13 protein-coding genes and 1 tRNA gene are annotated in these 17094 nt (G+C 36.2%); 11 read left to right on the plus strand and 3 right to left on the minus strand.

Features of this window, described 5'->3' with window-relative positions; genetic code table 11:
* The first annotated feature begins 39 nt into the window (after window positions 1-39).
* Window positions 40-876 carry a CvfB family protein gene (locus PVK63_RS02690; protein ID WP_165371249.1) on the plus strand — a complete coding sequence of 279 codons (837 nt, stop codon included), beginning with the start codon at window positions 40-42 and terminating at the stop codon, window positions 874-876.
* A gap of 197 nt (window positions 877-1073) precedes the next feature.
* Here PVK63_RS02690 and PVK63_RS02695 read toward each other — a convergent pair whose 3' ends face one another.
* Complete coding sequence (locus tag PVK63_RS02695) at window positions 1074-2627, minus strand: diguanylate cyclase (RefSeq protein WP_130088291.1); 1554 nt, start codon at window positions 2625-2627, stop codon at window positions 1074-1076.
* Between the two features lie 197 nt (window positions 2628-2824).
* Here PVK63_RS02695 and PVK63_RS02700 point away from each other — a divergent pair.
* The 3 genes from PVK63_RS02700 to PVK63_RS02710 all read left to right on the plus strand — a co-directional run bounded on the left by PVK63_RS02700 (window position 2825) and on the right by PVK63_RS02710 (window position 5893).
* Window positions 2825-2901: transfer RNA gene (locus PVK63_RS02700), tRNA-Val, on the plus strand.
* 524 nt (window positions 2902-3425) lie between these two features.
* Window positions 3426-4076: an isoprenoid biosynthesis glyoxalase ElbB gene (gene elbB, locus PVK63_RS02705; protein WP_130088292.1), complete on the plus strand. Its 651-nt coding sequence runs from the start codon at window positions 3426-3428 to the stop codon at window positions 4074-4076.
* 461 nt (window positions 4077-4537) lie between these two features.
* Window positions 4538-5893 (plus strand): sensor domain-containing diguanylate cyclase, encoded by a 1356-nt coding sequence (locus PVK63_RS02710; protein ID WP_274439828.1) that lies wholly within the window; start codon window positions 4538-4540, stop codon window positions 5891-5893.
* A gap of 97 nt (window positions 5894-5990) precedes the next feature.
* Here the strand turns inward: PVK63_RS02710 and PVK63_RS02715 are convergent, their stop codons facing one another.
* Window positions 5991-6734, minus strand: coding sequence for a hypothetical protein (locus PVK63_RS02715; RefSeq protein ID WP_130088294.1), 744 nt, complete (start codon window positions 6732-6734; stop codon window positions 5991-5993).
* Between the two features lie 382 nt (window positions 6735-7116).
* On the opposite strand from PVK63_RS02715, the gene PVK63_RS02720 reads away from it, so the two are divergent.
* From PVK63_RS02720 to pepT, 4 genes are all read left to right on the plus strand, one after another.
* Complete coding sequence (locus PVK63_RS02720; RefSeq protein ID WP_130088295.1) at window positions 7117-7569, plus strand: LysM peptidoglycan-binding domain-containing protein; 453 nt, start codon at window positions 7117-7119, stop codon at window positions 7567-7569.
* A gap of 416 nt (window positions 7570-7985) precedes the next feature.
* Complete coding sequence (locus tag PVK63_RS02725; protein ID WP_130047314.1) at window positions 7986-8837, plus strand: MurR/RpiR family transcriptional regulator; 852 nt, start codon at window positions 7986-7988, stop codon at window positions 8835-8837.
* Between the two features lie 174 nt (window positions 8838-9011).
* A complete protein-coding gene (gene dcuC / locus PVK63_RS02730; RefSeq protein ID WP_130088296.1) occupies window positions 9012-10373 on the plus strand; it encodes a C4-dicarboxylate transporter DcuC in 1362 nt (453 codons plus the stop codon).
* 92 nt (window positions 10374-10465) lie between these two features.
* Window positions 10466-11710, plus strand: coding sequence for a peptidase T (gene pepT / locus PVK63_RS02735; RefSeq protein ID WP_130088297.1), 1245 nt, complete (start codon window positions 10466-10468; stop codon window positions 11708-11710).
* Window positions 11711-11835: 125 nt separating this feature from the next.
* On the opposite strand, the gene PVK63_RS02740 is transcribed toward pepT, so the two are convergent.
* Complete coding sequence (locus PVK63_RS02740; RefSeq protein ID WP_130088298.1) at window positions 11836-12858, minus strand: Mal regulon transcriptional regulator MalI; 1023 nt, start codon at window positions 12856-12858, stop codon at window positions 11836-11838.
* 248 nt (window positions 12859-13106) lie between these two features.
* Here PVK63_RS02740 and malX point away from each other — a divergent pair, with 248 nt between their 5' ends.
* The 3 genes from malX to manA all read left to right on the plus strand — a co-directional run bounded on the left by malX (window position 13107) and on the right by manA (window position 17043).
* Window positions 13107-14684, plus strand: coding sequence for a maltose/glucose-specific PTS transporter subunit IIBC (gene malX, locus PVK63_RS02745; protein WP_130088299.1), 1578 nt, complete (start codon window positions 13107-13109; stop codon window positions 14682-14684).
* Between the two features lie 83 nt (window positions 14685-14767).
* Window positions 14768-15940: a MalY/PatB family protein gene (locus tag PVK63_RS02750; protein ID WP_130088300.1), complete on the plus strand. Its 1173-nt coding sequence runs from the start codon at window positions 14768-14770 to the stop codon at window positions 15938-15940.
* Entirely contained in the window at window positions 15937-17043 is a 1107-nt protein-coding gene (gene manA, locus PVK63_RS02755; RefSeq protein ID WP_130088301.1) for a mannose-6-phosphate isomerase, class I, read from the plus strand. The genes PVK63_RS02750 and manA overlap by 4 nt, the downstream gene beginning before the upstream one ends.
* The last annotated feature ends 51 nt before the right edge of the window (window positions 17044-17094 follow it).

Here is a 17094-nt window from a genome sequence, read left to right on the forward strand (position 1 = left end):
AGGTATAATCACAGAGTATTTTATTTAGGAATTGAAGTAATGATTAAAATTGGTCAAATCAACAAATTAGAAGTAACAAAAATCGTAGACTTTGGCGTCTTTTTAGATGGCGATGATTATGGTTCAATTCTTCTTCCAAGTCGTTTTGTTCCAGAAGGCACTGAAGTTGGCGAAGCGCTTGATGTGTTTATTTATCTTGATTCAGAAAATGAAGTGGTCGCCTCAACTGAAACACCAAAAGCTCAAGTAGGCCAATTTGGTTTAATGAATGTCATTGGTACTAACAGCATTGGTGCATTTGTTGATTGGGGTATTGCGAAGAAAGATTTATTAGTTCCGTTCAGTGAACAACGCGGTCGTTTAAACGAAGGTCAATCAATCCTTGTTTATGTGTATATTGATAAAGCGTCTAGCCGTATCGTAGGCACAACTCGTTTTAATAAATGGTTAGATAAAACACCTGCAAATTACGAGAAAGGCCAACAAGTCGATATCATTATCGCAGAGCGTACCGATCTTGGTTATAAAGCGGTTGTAAATGGCGAGCACTGGGGACTAATCTTCCATTCTGATGTGTTTGGTAAGCTATTTATTGGTAAGCAGTTAAAAGCGTTTATTAGTGATATGCGTGAAGATGGTAAAATCTCATTGTCATTACAACGTCCAGGCGTTGCACGTATGGATGATTTAAGTGAAAAAGTATTAGCGACCTTAGAGAAAAAAGACGGTTTCTTACCATTAAGTGATAAGTCATCTCCAGAAGCTATTTTTGCTGAGTTTAGAACCAGTAAAGGGACGTTCAAGAAGACTATTGGTGGCCTATATAAAGCAGGCAAAATCACCATTACAAAAGAAGGCATCAACCTCGTTAAATAACCGAGAGTTAAACTAATATTGCCCTAAAAAATAGCCCGTAACGATTCCTGGTTACGGGCTTAGGGAAATGGCTCAAATCACTGAGCCTTGCGCTAATAAAATGGAGAACTTACTTTATTTAGCGTAGTACAGCTTCTCAGCTTGTCTATTATTTATTCCCTTTTTTATTTCTCTTATATCGATGAAAACCATTCAGCTTACAACTCTCGATAATGAGTAACCTTATTTCGGCCCGTATTTTTTGAGTGATATAACGCTTTATCTGCCTGTTCAATTACATCATCTAATAGCACATTTGGTTTACTGATTGTGGTTATTCCCGCACTTAATGTTACTTTCTCGTGCAGCGTATTGTACTGATCGATTTTCTTTCGGACTTGTTCTGTAAATCGAATCGCTTGTTTTGGATCACTCTCAGTCGTAAATAAAACAAATTCTTCACCGTCATAGCGTGCTGCTAAAATACTTGGGTATTGAGATATGGCTTTACCTACTATCGCAATGATCTTATCTCCGACTATATGACCATAGGTATCATTAATACGTTTAAAGAAATCAATATCTAACAGAATAATAGAGTAGGGTTTAAAGCCTGTTGGATGTTGCGTATCGTTGATGAGCTTTGATGTCATATCATGAAAAGCACGGCGGTTAAATAAACCAGTTAGATAGTCACGATTAAGCACGTTCACAAGCTTCTTATGTCGATGATTAAGCTGTAGCAATAGAATAACAATTATTGTAGCTAGACTTAAAACTAAAGCTAACAAGCTATAGAGAAGTGTATTGGTCGGGCGATGGAGTTCATCACGGGAAATTCCCGAGACAATAGCCCAATCAAGGTAAGGGTAATAAATATAAAGGACGTCTTTTTGATAGGTATTATTGTCCATCGTAATTTGATAGGAATAATCTTCAACATTTGCAGAATGAAAGATCGTCTCTGGTGAACCGTTAACTAGGTTCATTTGTAAACTGTAACTGTGTGCTGATTGTTGGATCTTTTTAAGTAAGCCGTCTGCATTTTCACCAATTAAGCTACGAATGTTTTCTCCTTCATAACTAGGATGGAGAATAAGCTCACCAACTAAGTCAATGACATAAACGTAACCGGTTTTGCCATATTGATACTTATTTAATTTATCTTTTAGAATAGTTTTATCAATGAAGTGTAAAAGCTCATCTTTATAAGCACTGGCAGAGATAACAAAGTCTAACTCTTCTACATAAATAGAATAAGCTAGCTTTCTGCGTGGTTTCTCTTCGCCTGGGTTTGTCCATAAGTACTCAACAAAATGATCATCATTATCAATTTGTTCTTGAATGTGGCGATACTCACTGACGTTACGACCCTGAAAAATAGGATGATACACCAATTGGCCTTTAGAGTTTAAGATATACGGATAACCAGTATCACCAATTTTATTAGAGTTAATGTAATTTTGAATTAACGTATTCTTTTGCTCTGGCGTTAAAGAGGGCGAGGCTTGAATTTGAGTGATAAACTTAGCAGAGGTAGTCACAATACCTCTTAGGTAACGCTTAATTGACTCATTAAGTGCGGTATCAACAATATCATAACTGGCTTCAATAGAGTTATTGAACGCTTTAAATGAAGAGCTGCGGATTGTTTTTTCAACTGTTTGAAAGCTTTGGATGCTAAACGTTAAAGAGATTGCGGCAATACCAATTAATAGTAGAATTAAAATAGGTTGTAAAAAGCGTAAATGATGAAAACGAGATTGAGGCATGAAATAAGTCCTATTAACAGTATGCTGATTCTATTTTAAAAGACGCTAACTAGCAAGTTGCTCTGTTTTTACACGCTTTGATCGAAAAATGGTCAAACGATTGATAATAATAAAAAAAGACTTGCAGAGTAAAAAAGAACTCGATATTATCCATCTCGTTCTCAAGGAGAAGTAAGTTACTTCCCGGTTAACGATTTGCCCGCTTAGCTCAGTTGGTTAGAGTACTTGCATGACATGCAAGGTGTCACTGGTTCGAGTCCAGTAGCGGGCACCAAATTCGTTCTTTATGAACAAGCAAAAAAGCCCACCTAGTGTGGTCTTTTTTGTGCCTGTAATTCTTTGTTTTATCAATAATTTAGTCTTTTCAATGCCTGCAAGAAAACAAATCCAAACATCACCTCTGATGTGCAAGTAATACCATTCTGGATAAGTAGTTGTTCAGATAATTGCGTAGGAAAAATCGATTAGAACAAGGCATAAATTACAGTAACTAGTGGATCTAATTACACCTAATTTTTGCACAAGAAAGGTATAACGCAGATATAATCGATTTTAACAAGCAAGAATGATCAAATACTTATGTAGATTGGTATAAAACCAAAAGAGAAGAACTATCACTTACAATGGTCTTGCTCCAAATGAAAAGAGCATCGAGATTCTAGAAAACCTTCTATCGATGTTTTTTATCACTAAGTATCAAAATTGAATTTTTAGCTTATTATTTGATACTTAATGTTCATTATTAGGTTGGGGTATAGTTAGAATAATTGCTATGTTTTTACTTGATTGGAAATGATAATGAAAAAAATTGCGGTAATTTTATCTGGTTGTGGAGTGTTTGATGGGTCGGAGATCCATGAGGCGGTACTGTCTCTGTTAGCTATAGAGCAAAATGACGCTGAATGGGTTTGTTTTGCTCCGAATGTTTATCAGCATCATGCATTGGATCATTCCACGGGAAGTGAGCATATCGACTCTCGACATGTTATGGAAGAATCTTCACGTTTATCTCGAGGTGAAATTTCAGATGTTGCTACACTTGATGCGAATGACTTCGATGCACTTATTGTTCCTGGTGGTTTTGGGGCGGCCAAAAACCTGTCCAATTTTGCATTAGACTCAGCAATGTTTGAAATTAACCCTCATGTATTAAAAGCTTGTAAATCATTTAAGAAGGCTGAAAAACCAACGGGATTCATGTGTATCTCTCCTGTAATGTTACCTGCAATTTATGGAAAAGGGATTAAATGTACAATTGGTAATGATATTAAAGTCGCTAATTTTATAGAATCACAAGGAGGTAAGCATGTAAATTGTATGGCTCAAGATATTGTTTGGGATAATATAAATAAAGTAGCAACAACACCTGCTTATATGACAGCAAAAAATATGCTTGAAGTACAGAAAGGGATTTCAAAGTTAATTGAAAAAGTGGTCTCTGAAAGCTAATTAACATAAAAGCTTGATATCAATATCTGCTACAAGCTTGTAATTAGTTACAGCGCACTTTTACTCGTGTTTTTAATATTTCTACAGCCTTATCTAAGTAACACCAGAAGTAGCGTTTTAAAAATCTATTTCATAATTTACTTATTAATCAGTTTGATAGATTTTATAGTTTAGTACAATAGATCATACGAAAGAGCCCACCAGATGTGGGCTTTTTTGTTTCTATCGTTGCTTTGGAGTATAATATTAACAGCGACATTTAATGCCTTATTGTTACTTTATAAGCTATTCTTATTATTACCTGTAATGTATATTACAGATGTATGTTATTTTTTTAAAAGTAATAGTTACATGTGGAATACTTGTTTTGTTAATGTAAGTAGATATGGGTTTTACGTGCTAAGTAATAATTTGTGTAATTTTTATGTGGTTTAACGTTTTATTCTTAGCGTTGATTATATATGTTGATTTTTTTAAGTATGGTATTGAGTAGTGGTTATGTTAAAAAAACAATTGTTTTCGTTTTGTTTTTATCTTCATTGTTTATGGCAGAGTTATGTGTCGTTAAAATAAATGGGGTTGATAACGAGAAACGTATTAATGATGTTATTTATGAACTTAACCAATCTATTGGTCTTGTATTTAATGATGCAGTGATTTCTTCAGAGGTGTTAAAAGAAATTGTTAGAACATCTAAAAATAGTACTATTTCATTGACTGAATTTAATCGAGTAAGTGAAATTTTACTAGCAGATTATAGTGATCTCGATTCAATACTTTTACTCCCTAATGGTGTTGTTTCCTATGTGTACCCTTATGACGAAAATAAAAATGCAATAGGTCATGATGTTCTAAATGATGAAAATCGAAAGCTAGGAAGCTTAGAGTCCATTTTAAAGAAAGATACAACTATAATTGGTCCTGTTAAGTTGGTACAAAATGGAAAGAAAGCTTTTATCATTAGAAAAACCATTTTAAGCGGAAATGATTTTTGGGGGTTTACATCCTCAGTCGTATACTTAGACTCGATTATTAATATGATTGACAATATACTTTTAAAGCATGGCTTTGTTGATTATCTTATTGCTGGTTATAATCCTGATGGTCAAAGTCTTAACGAGAAGTTAATTAGTTCTAAAGGAAACTTTAGTAATAAATCATTGAAAGGTGTGATTTATGTCTTTAATACTAATTGGGAACTCTATACTACTAAAAACTCTCCAAAACTTAGTCTTAGAATTCTTATGTTTTTTTCAATATCAATTGTTTTTTATATAACATTACTGATTTTTAGATACTTTAAAAATAATAAAAAAGAAAATGAATTGTTAAAAAATGAAACGCATACAGATTTTTTAACTGGGTTGATAAATAGGAGAGGGTTTGAATATAAACTAAAATTACTTAGTAATAACGAATTAATTTATGGTTCGATCGCTATTTTTGATATCGACTTTTTCAAAGCAGTCAATGATAAGTACGGTCATGATGCTGGAGATGAAATTCTCGTTAAATTTGCGAATGTTTGCATGATGAATTTACCTGCTGAATATGTCCTTTCAAGGAGTGGAGGCGATGAATTTATACTATTAATGCCAGGTTTGGATATAATAAGAGCAAAAGAGATATGCGAATGTTTGAGACTTGCTATATATAAAGAAAGATTCACTACTAGTACAACAGAATTAGAAATAACGACAAGTATAGGTGTGTCTTCATATTCTAATATTGTAAACATTAGAAGTGCATTAAATATAGCAGATAAAGCTCTTTATATTGCGAAAGAAGATGGTCGAAATCGTGTATTTATTTTTTAGAATAAAGAGGATAGCGTTAATCCTCTTTATATAATGTAACTTTTTCTATATTTTGTTCTAGGGTGGGATGTGAAAATAACAGACTTACGTTATTGTACTAAGTTTTAATTGATGGTTTTCCTATGATTAATTTGTTTGAAAATAATAAATTATAACTTTCAAGGTTAAAACCATCAGGATAATCGAATAAGAATGTAGACACATCAATTGTATGAATGTGGCTAATTGGCATATGCTTAATAGCCTCTGTTCGATATATCAAATACAATTCAGTATTGGTTAATATTAAGCCTAAAGGTTCTACATTTTTATGAATACTATGATTGTGTTTTTTTATTGTGATTAACCGTTGGCAAGTTAAAGCCAAGCAAATACGCTCAAAAATACTATAAAGTTGAACGCTTTGTAAATGTGATGAGATATCTATATCAGCATGTACCTTTCTGGTTGATAATAACGGTGGAAGTGTTGATATTGATGAGTTCTTTATCTGAATAAATGCAGAATCAATGACGGAAGAAAGCTCATTAGGAAGTGCTGCCCTCAAATATACTTCGGCTAATCCAAGTATGATGCTTTCTCTTAGGCCTAAAACCATTTTTTGATGCAACTTTCTGCTATATCCGTATGGCTTATCTCTTGTATCTTTGTCTACATCAAAGTAATTACTGATTAGCTCAAGATTTCGTTGAATAGTTCGTATATCTCTCTCAATACCTGCCAGTGCTAACTCCTTCTGAAGTAATTGTGCTGTTGTTTTTCGTCCTTGTGGTATTCGGCAGTAAAGCTCTAATATCAACGAAAGATGTTCTTGAGTATTTGATTTTATTTTTTTCGTCATTTTAATTAATTCAAATGTACAAATAATGGGTCTTCATCCTAGCGGGGTATGTGGCAGTAGATGCCACATGGTTTATGTATAACTCAAATTGTTCAATGGATTGGATTATTTCTTAATAAGTAAAGTATGGTCCTCTATATAAAATCAATGAATAAAAGAGTGCTAGTATATAGATATTATACTTATGGTGTTCTCTATCATGTTAGGTATAGATGTTGGGTTACATCAAGTGAAACTAGCGCCTTTCCTTATTATTCAAATGATTAAATAGGCAAAAACAAGCAAAACTTCGCAATAAAGCTATTTATTGCTTGTACATACATTCTATTTTTATGACAATGGTCGAAGTTATTTATCAACTAGATGAAGTTGTGAGAAAAGTATGAAACAGAAAAAAAATATAATTCTACTGGCGTCGCTAATGTCTTCATTAGTTCTTACTGGTTGTGCTTCAAATGATGAGCTTATTGCCCAGCAAAAGAATCAGACAGAACAAATGAGTGTATTAGAATCAAAAGTTAGCACGTTAGAATCAAAAGTTAGCACGTTAGAATCTCAGGTTGGTACATTAGAAGCTGAGCTACAAAAGCAAAAAGAAACGGACAGTGAAATTTATCAAACTGTACGTAAGTTAGATGTAGCACAAGGCGAACTAAAGGCGCAAGCACAGCAACAAGCTGACAAAGCGGTGATGTACTACACAATTAAGCAAGATGATACGTTATACAGTATTGCAAGAGAGCAAGGGATCGCATTAGAAGATTTACTTCAACTAAACCCTAAAATCGCTAACCCTAAGCGTTTGCTTATTGGCGATGTGCTTAATATTAAGTAATTATATTCGTCACCTAAGAGTGAATGATTATAAAGACCACTATATTTAATGTAGTGGTCTTTTTTTTACGATAAAACTAAGCATCTTAACCATTTTATTGTGTTTTATTAGCGTTATACCAATCTACATAAGTATTTGATCATTCTTGCTTGTTAAAATCGATTATATCTGCGTTATAAATTTTGTAATTAGATCCACTAGTTACTGTAATTTATGCCTTGTTCTAATCGATTTTTCCTACGCAATTATCTGAACAAAGACTTATCCAGAATGGTATTACTTTAACAATATGTTAAATCCTTACTTTTTATGTGTGTTTGTCACAAAATAAGTATGGGAAAAATTAATTCCCTTGAAAGTATCATTGCATTAGTGGAAATATATCCCATAGATTAAATATTTGGGAAATAATCCCCGTGGATAAAAAAGACTTCATCGATGCAGTAAATGGATTAGGGGCGCTAACGGCGGCAGAGCAGCGTATTACCCAATATTTTATGAAACATTACACCATGCTGCCATTTGCCAAAATCGATGAGTTATGCAAACAAATAGGGGTAGGTAAGGCTACGTTAGGTCGTTTTTTACAGCATTTGGGTTTTAGTGGATTTTTAGAGTTTAAGAAGCACGTAGCAGATGATTTAGCATTAACACTTACCACGCCAGTAGAGCGTTACGAAACACTTCAACCTACTGATAGAAAAGATAATGTTTTGCAGTCGCATTATGATGAAGTGATGTCGAATATGGCTAAAACCTTTGCGACAATCTCTGAGAGTGATTTTGAATTAGCCATCGAATATATGCAAAACCCGAAAGGGAAACTCTATGTTATTGGCAGCGCATCATCAGAGGCATTGGCGAATTATTTTTACCTATTAGCTAGATACTTACGTAAAGATGTTGTTTGGTTAAAAGCCGATATATCCACGCTGCCACATCAGCTGGTAGACGTAAGTAAAGACGATGTTTTATTTGCCATTTCTTATCATAGGTTCTCAACCATAACGATACGGTTAGTGAAATGGTTTCATCAATTTGGTGGTCGGATCATCTTAGTGACGGATCAACCCGTAAATCCTTTTGTCGCATATTGCGATATTCAATTTTCAGTAGAGAGTGCCAGTCAGGGCTTCTTTAATAATAGAGCATCAGGGTTTGCATTAATTGAAGCATTTATTAAGGGGTTATCAAAACAGAAGGAAAGAAATAATCGATTTAATCGCATCGAAGGATTGTTTGAAGAGTTTAGTATTTTTGATAAATAAAAATACAGTGTCATAAATAAGGGAATGTATCTATTTTAAAATAATTTTGTTTTAAATAGCTCTGGTATTTTAAATTCAGAGAAGATTTCGCATATTCATAATATTTATTAATTTAAGTTTATTTATTTTTTAAATGGGCTTACCTATCTATAGTTATAATATATTGAGGTTGTCATGATTACTTTTTTAGCGTTACCAATAATATTTGGTGTCGGATATTTTATAGTGAAAAAATATAATACTCAGGCAGTGTTATTTCTTTCTGGTTTATTAATGATTGCGTTGGGTGTTTTAAACGGAACTACGGAGTTTCTACCTAAGGGCGGTACGCCAACAGGGTCGATCATTGTCGATTTCTTTGAAGTGATTAAAGTGATTTCGTCATCTACATTAGCGAAATTAGGTCTGATCATCATGGCGGTTGGTGGTTTTTCTAAATACATGGGCCACATTGGTGCTGCAAACGCCATGGTACAAATTGCGACTAAGCCACTTTCATACATCAAAAACCCATACTTAGTCTTAGCGCTTGCGTACATTATTGGTCAATTAATTAATATATTTATTCCAAGTGCTACAGGCTTAGCATTATTGCTATTAGTGGCTATGTATCCAGTATTGGTTGGCGTTGGTTGTAACCCTGCTGCAGCGGCTGCGGTTGTAGCAACAACTGGTTGTCTTGATTTAGGTCCTGCCTCTTCTGCGGCAAATAAAGCGGCGGAAGTATCAGGTATTGATGTTGCGACGTATTTTGCTAGCTATCAACTTCCTGTAGCCATTGCTGCTATGGTTGTTATTGCGGCTCTGCATTTTGTTTGTCAGCGTTATTTTGATAAAAAAGATGAAGAGAAGGGCGTGGTGCATGAGTTTAACCTTGATGCGAAAGACCAACGTAAAGCGCCTAAGTGGTTTGCAATTTTACCTGTTCTGCCATTATTGCTGCTATTAACCTTCAGTAAATTTGCGGTGACATCAGTTCGCATGGATGTCGTAACGGCAATGTTCATCTCTCTATTTATCGCTATGGTGTGTGATTACCTATATACCCGTGATGGCAAAGAAGTTGCTGCGTCATTAAAAGTATATTTAGAAGGTATGGGTAACGTATTTACGGGTGTTGTGAGCTTAATTATCTCGGCACAAGTTTTTGTTACCGGTTTAACGACGATTGGCTTTATCGCTCTACTGCTTAATTCTGCTGCAAATATGGGATTGGGCTATATTGCTATGGTTCTTGTTCTTGTTGTGATTATTGTTTTAGTTACTATGTTATCTGGCTCTGGTAATGCTTCATTCTTCAGTTTCTCAAACCTAGCTCCAGATGTGGCAGCACAAGTAGGTACGGCTGCTGCTCACGTTGCACTTCCTATGCAGTTAGCAGCAGGTTTAATGCGTTCTGCATCGCCAGTTGCGGGTGTTGTTATTGCGTGTGCGGGTGTGGCAAACGTATCACCAATTGAATTAGCTAAACGAACGATTATTCCAATGTCTGGTGGTTTAATTACCGTTCTAATTTGTTCTCAAATTTTAGTGTAGTTTGCGGTTATACCAATCCGGATAAGTTGTTGTTCAAATACTTATTCGGGTTGGGATTAAATATAATTTAGATCCAAGAATTGGAGTTAACTATGGATATTATCGAGCGATTTTTAAGTTACACACGTATTAATACGACGACGAGCAGAGAAAAAGGGGCGGCTGGGATCATGCCTTCTTCAGATGGTCAGATGGAGCTTGCCAAGTTATTAGCAAAAGAGCTAGAAGCATTGGGAATGGAAGAGGTTGTTTTACGTGATACAGCAATTTTAACGGCAACACTACCATCAAATATTAAAGGTGAGCAGACAATACCAACGGTGTCATTTTTTGCCCATCTTGATACCAGTGCAGAGCAAACAAACGATACCAATGCGCAGATTGTGAGTTATCAAGGCGGTGATATTTGTTTGAACCCAGCATTAGACATTAATCTAAAAGAGAGTGAGTTCCCTGAGCTCGTTAATTACGTCGGTGATGACATTATAGTTACCGATGGAACGAGTTTATTAGGGGCAGATGATAAAGCGGCGATTGCTGCAATAATGAATGCGCTGCAGGTATTGAAAGCCGATCCAAGTATTCCTCATGGCACTGTGAAAGTTGCTTTTGTTCCTGATGAAGAGCAAGGTTTACGAGGTGCGAAGGCATTTGATGTAGAAAGCTTCGGTGCTGATTTCGGGTACACGCTTGATTGTTGTGGTATTGGTGAGTTTGTTCATGAAAACTGGAATGCGGGTGATGCAATCATTACGTTTACTGGACAATCTGCGCACCCAATGTCTGCAAAAGGGAAGCTAAAGAATTCACTATTAATGGCTCATCAATTCATCAGTATGCTACCAGGTGGTGAAGCGCCTCAATATACCGAAGGTCGTGAAGGCTATTATTGGGTGAAAGAGTTATCTGGCAACAGTGCTAAAACAGTACTGAAAATGGATATCCGTGATTTTTATAAAGATGGATATCGTGATCGTATGGCATTTTTACAAAACCTTTCTGACAGTTTTGCTAAGTTATGGGGTGATTCAAGTATCTCTATCAATCTAAGTGATCGTTATGAAAACGTAGCTAACAGTTTAGAAGGGGATGCGAGTTTCCCTATTGATATCGCAAAAGCAGCATATGCACGTAATAACATTGAAATGAAAGCGATTCCTATGCGTGGTGGCTATGATGGTGCGGTATTATCACAGAAAGGATTACCATGCCCGAACATATTTACAGGCGCACATAACTTCCACTCAATTTATGAATATCTGCCTGCTAATTCATTAAAAGCGGCAAGTAATGTAGTTGTGGATGTGATTAGAATTACGGCAGAAAAAGCGAATTAAAATAGCTATAGTGACAATAGTGGTGACACTGTCACTTATGTTGTGAGTGTATGAAGAGCATATTGATTAACGCAATATGCTCTTTTTTAGGATAATGATAAGTAATTTATAGATTCGTTTATTGATTAAGCGGAATCTCGAGCAATTAATTCAGGGTTTAGAATAAGACTTTGAGGTGCACTGTCTTTATTGTTTATTTGATGAATTAATCGATATCCAGCTTGGCGACCAATATCACGAATAGGGGATGATACAAAGGTTAACGATGGCTGAATTAATTTAGCTTCAGGTACATCATCAAACCCAATGATAGCGATTTGTTGCCCTATATGGTTATCTTTACCTACACTGCGGTTAGAGCGATTTACACCATATACCGCGCCAAAAGCTGTTGATGAATAATGACAAAGTATCGCTGTGATTTTAGGGTTCTTATTAATGAGTTCATTGACAGCTTCTGCTGAGGCTGTTTGGCTTTTATCACATTCTACAACCCATTCCGGTTTAAAAGGTAAACCAAATTGCATTAGTGTGCTGCAGTAGCCACCTAAACGTTCGGCTCTGCTTAATGAATCACTTTGCCCACCAACGTAAGCAATCTGACGGTGTCCTTGTTGAATCAAATACTCTGTGGCAATTTTAGCTGCTTGCATATTATCAGGCCCGACAAAGTCAATCTTCTGTCCTACTTTTGCTCGTGCAACGCAAACAATCGGCAGACCTAAGTCTTGTATTCTCTCAATATGTGGGACGCCAACATCACGAATAGGGCAAAATACAATACCACCTACATCTTGTGCGACCATAGTTTCAATACATTGGTCGAACTTTTCCTGACTTTTTCCTGATTGAGTGAGAAAAAGCATATAACCTTTTTCTTCTAATACTTCACTTAACCCCGCTGCAATTTCTGCGTAATAAGGATCGCTTATATCTCTTAGAATCAATCCAATTAATAATGATTGTTTTGAGCGCAGGTTAGAGGCTGTACGGTTTTTAATATAACCAAGCTCTTGTACCGCTTGATTTACTTTTTGAATAGTTTCAGGTGAGATCCGTCCTTTATCGCTCAGTGCCATTGATACTGTTGTTACTGAGACTCCCGCTCGTTTTGCTACATCCTTAATATTTGCTTTTTTGTTTGTCATAGCACTTCTTTTACCACGATTAGATAAAACGTTTTACCTAATAAAACACATTTATTGCAGCCATTCTAGCGCAATTGTGAATCTAATGGAAAAAGATCGTGATCACTCGCACAAGATTAATGGTAAAACGTTTTACCAAAATTTGTCAGGTGTATTGTATTGACCAAGATTAAGAGGAAGTTTAAGTCAAAGAAGGCACTTAAATGACTCTACAGTATTTATTTTAAGTGACTAATTAAGGATATTTTATGCAGCAACAAGCGAATAAAACGACTTTATGGGAGTTCTTACAAAGCTTAGGGAAAACCTTTATGGTTCCTGTTGCTTTACTTGCGTTCTCAGGGATATTACTTGGTATCGGTAGTTCTTTTTCAAGTGCGGCATTAAAAGAAGCAATGCCATTTTTTGACAATGTTATTTTCCAATATTTATTTATATGGATGACAAAAATTGGTTTAGTTGCCTTTATTTATCTTCCTGTAATGTTTGCGATTGCCATTCCTATGGGCCTTGCTCGTGAAGAGAAAGGGGTGGCCGCATTTTCTGGTTTAGTTGGTTACGCAGCACTAAATTTAGCGGTTAACTTTTACCTAACGGTGAATGGTGTACTTGATAATGAAGTGCTACGTGAAGCTTACGGTGTAAAATCTATCTTAGGAACTGAATCGATTGATACCGGTATTTTAGGTGCGGTTATCGTTGGTATTATCGTTGCTAAGCTGCATGCTCGTTTCTACACGTTTAAGATGCCTGATGCATTAGCGTTCTTTGGTGGTGCTCGTTTTGTTCCTATTATTTCAACGATTACTTTAGGTGTTGTTGGTTTACTGGTTCCTTTTATTTGGCCTTACTTTGCCGCTGGTATTAACGGTATTGGTCATGTAATTGCTGGTGCGGGTGATTTTGGTCCTTTCTTGTTTGGCATGAGCGAACGTCTACTTTTACCTATTGGTCTTCATCATATTTTAGTTGCGCTTATCCGTTTTACTGAAGCGGGTGGCACGATGGAAGTGTGTGGTGATACGGTGTCTGGTGCGTTAAATATTTTCTATTCAGAGCTTTCTTGTTCTGAAACTCAAGGTTTTACTCCATCAGTTACTGCTTTCTTATCTCAAGGTAAAATGCCTGCGTTCTTGGGTGGCCTTCCTGGTGCTGCTCTAGCTATGTATCACTGTGCTAAAGTTGAAAATCGCAGCAAGATTAAAGCGTTATTAGTTTCAGGTGTGGTTGCTTGTATTGTAGGTGGTATCACTGAACCACTTGAGTTCTTGTTTCTATTCGTTGCTCCAGTGTTGTATTTTATCCACGCAATTTTAACTGGTCTTGGCTTCATGATTATGGGAATGCTAGACGTTACTATTGGTAACACAGATGGCAACATTATTGATTTCTTAGTCTTTGGTGTGCTTCAAGGCTTATCGACTAAATGGTATTTAGTTCCTGTGGTTGCTGGTATTTGGTTCACGGTTTATTACTTCGTGTTTAAGTTTGCGATTCTTAAGTTCAACCTTAAAACTCCGGGCCGTGAAGCTGAAGATATTGCGATGTCTAAAGAAGAAGCGGCAATTATTGCAACGGCTGGTGGTAAAGGAAAACTTATCCTTGCTGCGTTAGGTGGTGCAGAAAATATCACGTCATTAGATAACTGTATTACACGTTTACGTATGACGGTTGAAGACATGAGTTTAGTTGATGATGCTCAGTTAAAACTGTATGGCGCACTTGGTGTCGTTAAGCTTGATGAGCATAATTTACAAGTTGTGATCGGCGCACAAGTTCATATTGTAAAAAATGAAATGCAATCCTTAATGTCAGCAACAGCTTAATCGTTAATAGGTGGAGGTTCTCTCCACCTTTTCAATACTCTTTGTTTTTTAGTTCTCTATAAATATGCACTTTTGGAGTCGTTATGTTTAATTTCTCTGAGCAAATCAATCGTAAAGGCAGTTACTGCACTCAATGGGATTACGTTGCTGATCGCTTCGGTGAGGCCGATCTTTTGCCATTCACAATATCAGATATGGATTTTGCTGCACCACCTGTGGTTATGAACGCACTAAAATCACGAATGGAACATCCTGTTTTTGGTTATAGCCGTTGGGATCACAGCGATTTTAAAGGAGCAATTACTGATTGGTTTAAACGTCGTTTTAATGCTGAGCTTGATGGTAGCCATCTTGTGTATGGACCCTCTGTTATCTACATTATTTCTCAGCTGATCCGTCAATGGAGTAGTGCAGGTGAAGGTATTATTATTCACACTCCTGCTTATGATGCTTTTGATAAAATGATTTTGGGATTAGATCGAAGCATTATTCCAAATCAATTATCTCCTTCTTCAGATGGGTATCAAATTGATTGGAATGTATTTGAAGCTCAATTATCCGATCCGAATAATACGGTTTTATTGCTGTGCAGCCCTCATAATCCGACAGGTAAAATCTGGAGTGCTGATGAGCTGAAACGCATGGCAGTTCTTTGTGAAAAGTATCATGTGGCAGTGATCAGTGATGAGATCCACATGGACATTTGTTTTAAACCTCATACGCCTTGGCAAGGGTTTGGAATGGGAACTCGTTGGGCTTTAGTTAGTTCAGCATCAAAGTCATTCAATATTCCGGCACTTAACGGTTCTTATGCTTTTATAGCTGATGATGTTGCAAGAGAGCATTACTTATTTAACCTTAAACAAGTGGATGGGCTTTCTTCTCCTTCTATTCTTGGTGTTATTGGTTTAATGGCTGCCTATCAAGAAGGGGGTCCTTGGCTTGATGAACTGAAGTCATACTTATATGAGAATCATCGCTATGTTCAAGAGATGTTGGCGAAAGAGTTACCAAGTATTGGTTATCAAATCCCTGACTCTACGTATCTTGCATGGATTGACCTTTCTTCTTTATCGCTAGATATGGATGCATTAAATCAGAGCTTAATTAAGAACCATAAAGTTGCCATCATGCAAGGCAGTACTTACGGGGTTGCTGGAAAAGATTTTGTAAGACTTAACTTAGGTTGTCCGCGCATAAAAGTAGATCAAGGATTAATGGCACTTATTTCTGCAATTAAAGAGCTATCTTTATGAATAGTGTATATACAGTTGAAGCAGGGCAACGACATTATCAATGGGGCTCTCACTTACTTTATGGATTGTTTGGCCTTCCAATCCAAGGTGATAAACCGCTTGCGGAATTGTGGTTGGGTGGGCATCCATCACTGCCTTCTAAAGTTCAACTTGATGACAGTTCTTGGCAAACATTAGATAAGTTTTTAGAGCAAAAACCGCTGAATTTTTTGTTTAAAGTATTGAGTGCCTCTCAACCTTTATCTCTTCAAGTTCATCCGAATAATACTCAAGCTAAAGAAGGGTTTGAGCGTGAAAATGCACAACACATTCCTTTAGACGCACCGCACCGAAATTATAAAGATGCTTACGCGAAACCTGAAATGGTCATGGCGCTGTCACCTTTTAAAATTATGGTGGGATTTAAAAAGTTAGACGATATTACGGATAATCTTAATTTAATTCAGTCGGATGCATTAAACGTTATCTTACAAAGTGATGCATTTAATCATCAGACATTATTATTATCACTGTTGCAATTAGCACAAGAAGATAAGCAGCAGATTATTGCACAGGCATTATCTATTGGGATTGGTCACAATGATCCAATGTGGCAGCAATTGGTTGAGCTTGCACATTATTATCCAAGTGATATTGGGGTATTAGCGCCACTTTATATGAACTGCTTAACTTTAGAACCTGGTGAGGCGATGTATTTACCGGCTGGTACTATTCATGCGTATACAAAGGGTACTTGTATTGAGTTGATGGGCTGTTCAGATAATGTATTACGAGCAGGGCTTACTCCAAAATATATTGATACCGCTGAGTTAATGGCTTGTACTCAATTTACTTCGTTTATCCCTGAAAAGTTAGCACCAATGCTTGTTGAATCAGAACAAATATTGCAGCCAGCAGAGACTGATTTCGGGTTAGCATTATGCCAAGTTACTGAGTATGAACAATCTTTAACGGTGACTTCTCGTTCAATTTTACTGGTTGCCAAAGGACGTATTCAATTTAATGACACTGTGTTGTTAGCAGGGCAATCATTATTCATTGAATCAGGTACTTATCAGGTGTCTGGTGATGGATTATTAGTTCGGGCTTTTGAATCTAAATAATCTTAAGAGCCGGTAATGTTACCGGCTCTTTTTTATCGTTAAGAAATGAAC

It is taken from the genome of Aliivibrio sp. S2TY2 (assembly GCF_028765525.1).
Classification (GTDB): Bacteria; Pseudomonadota; Gammaproteobacteria; order Enterobacterales; family Vibrionaceae; genus Aliivibrio; species Aliivibrio finisterrensis_A.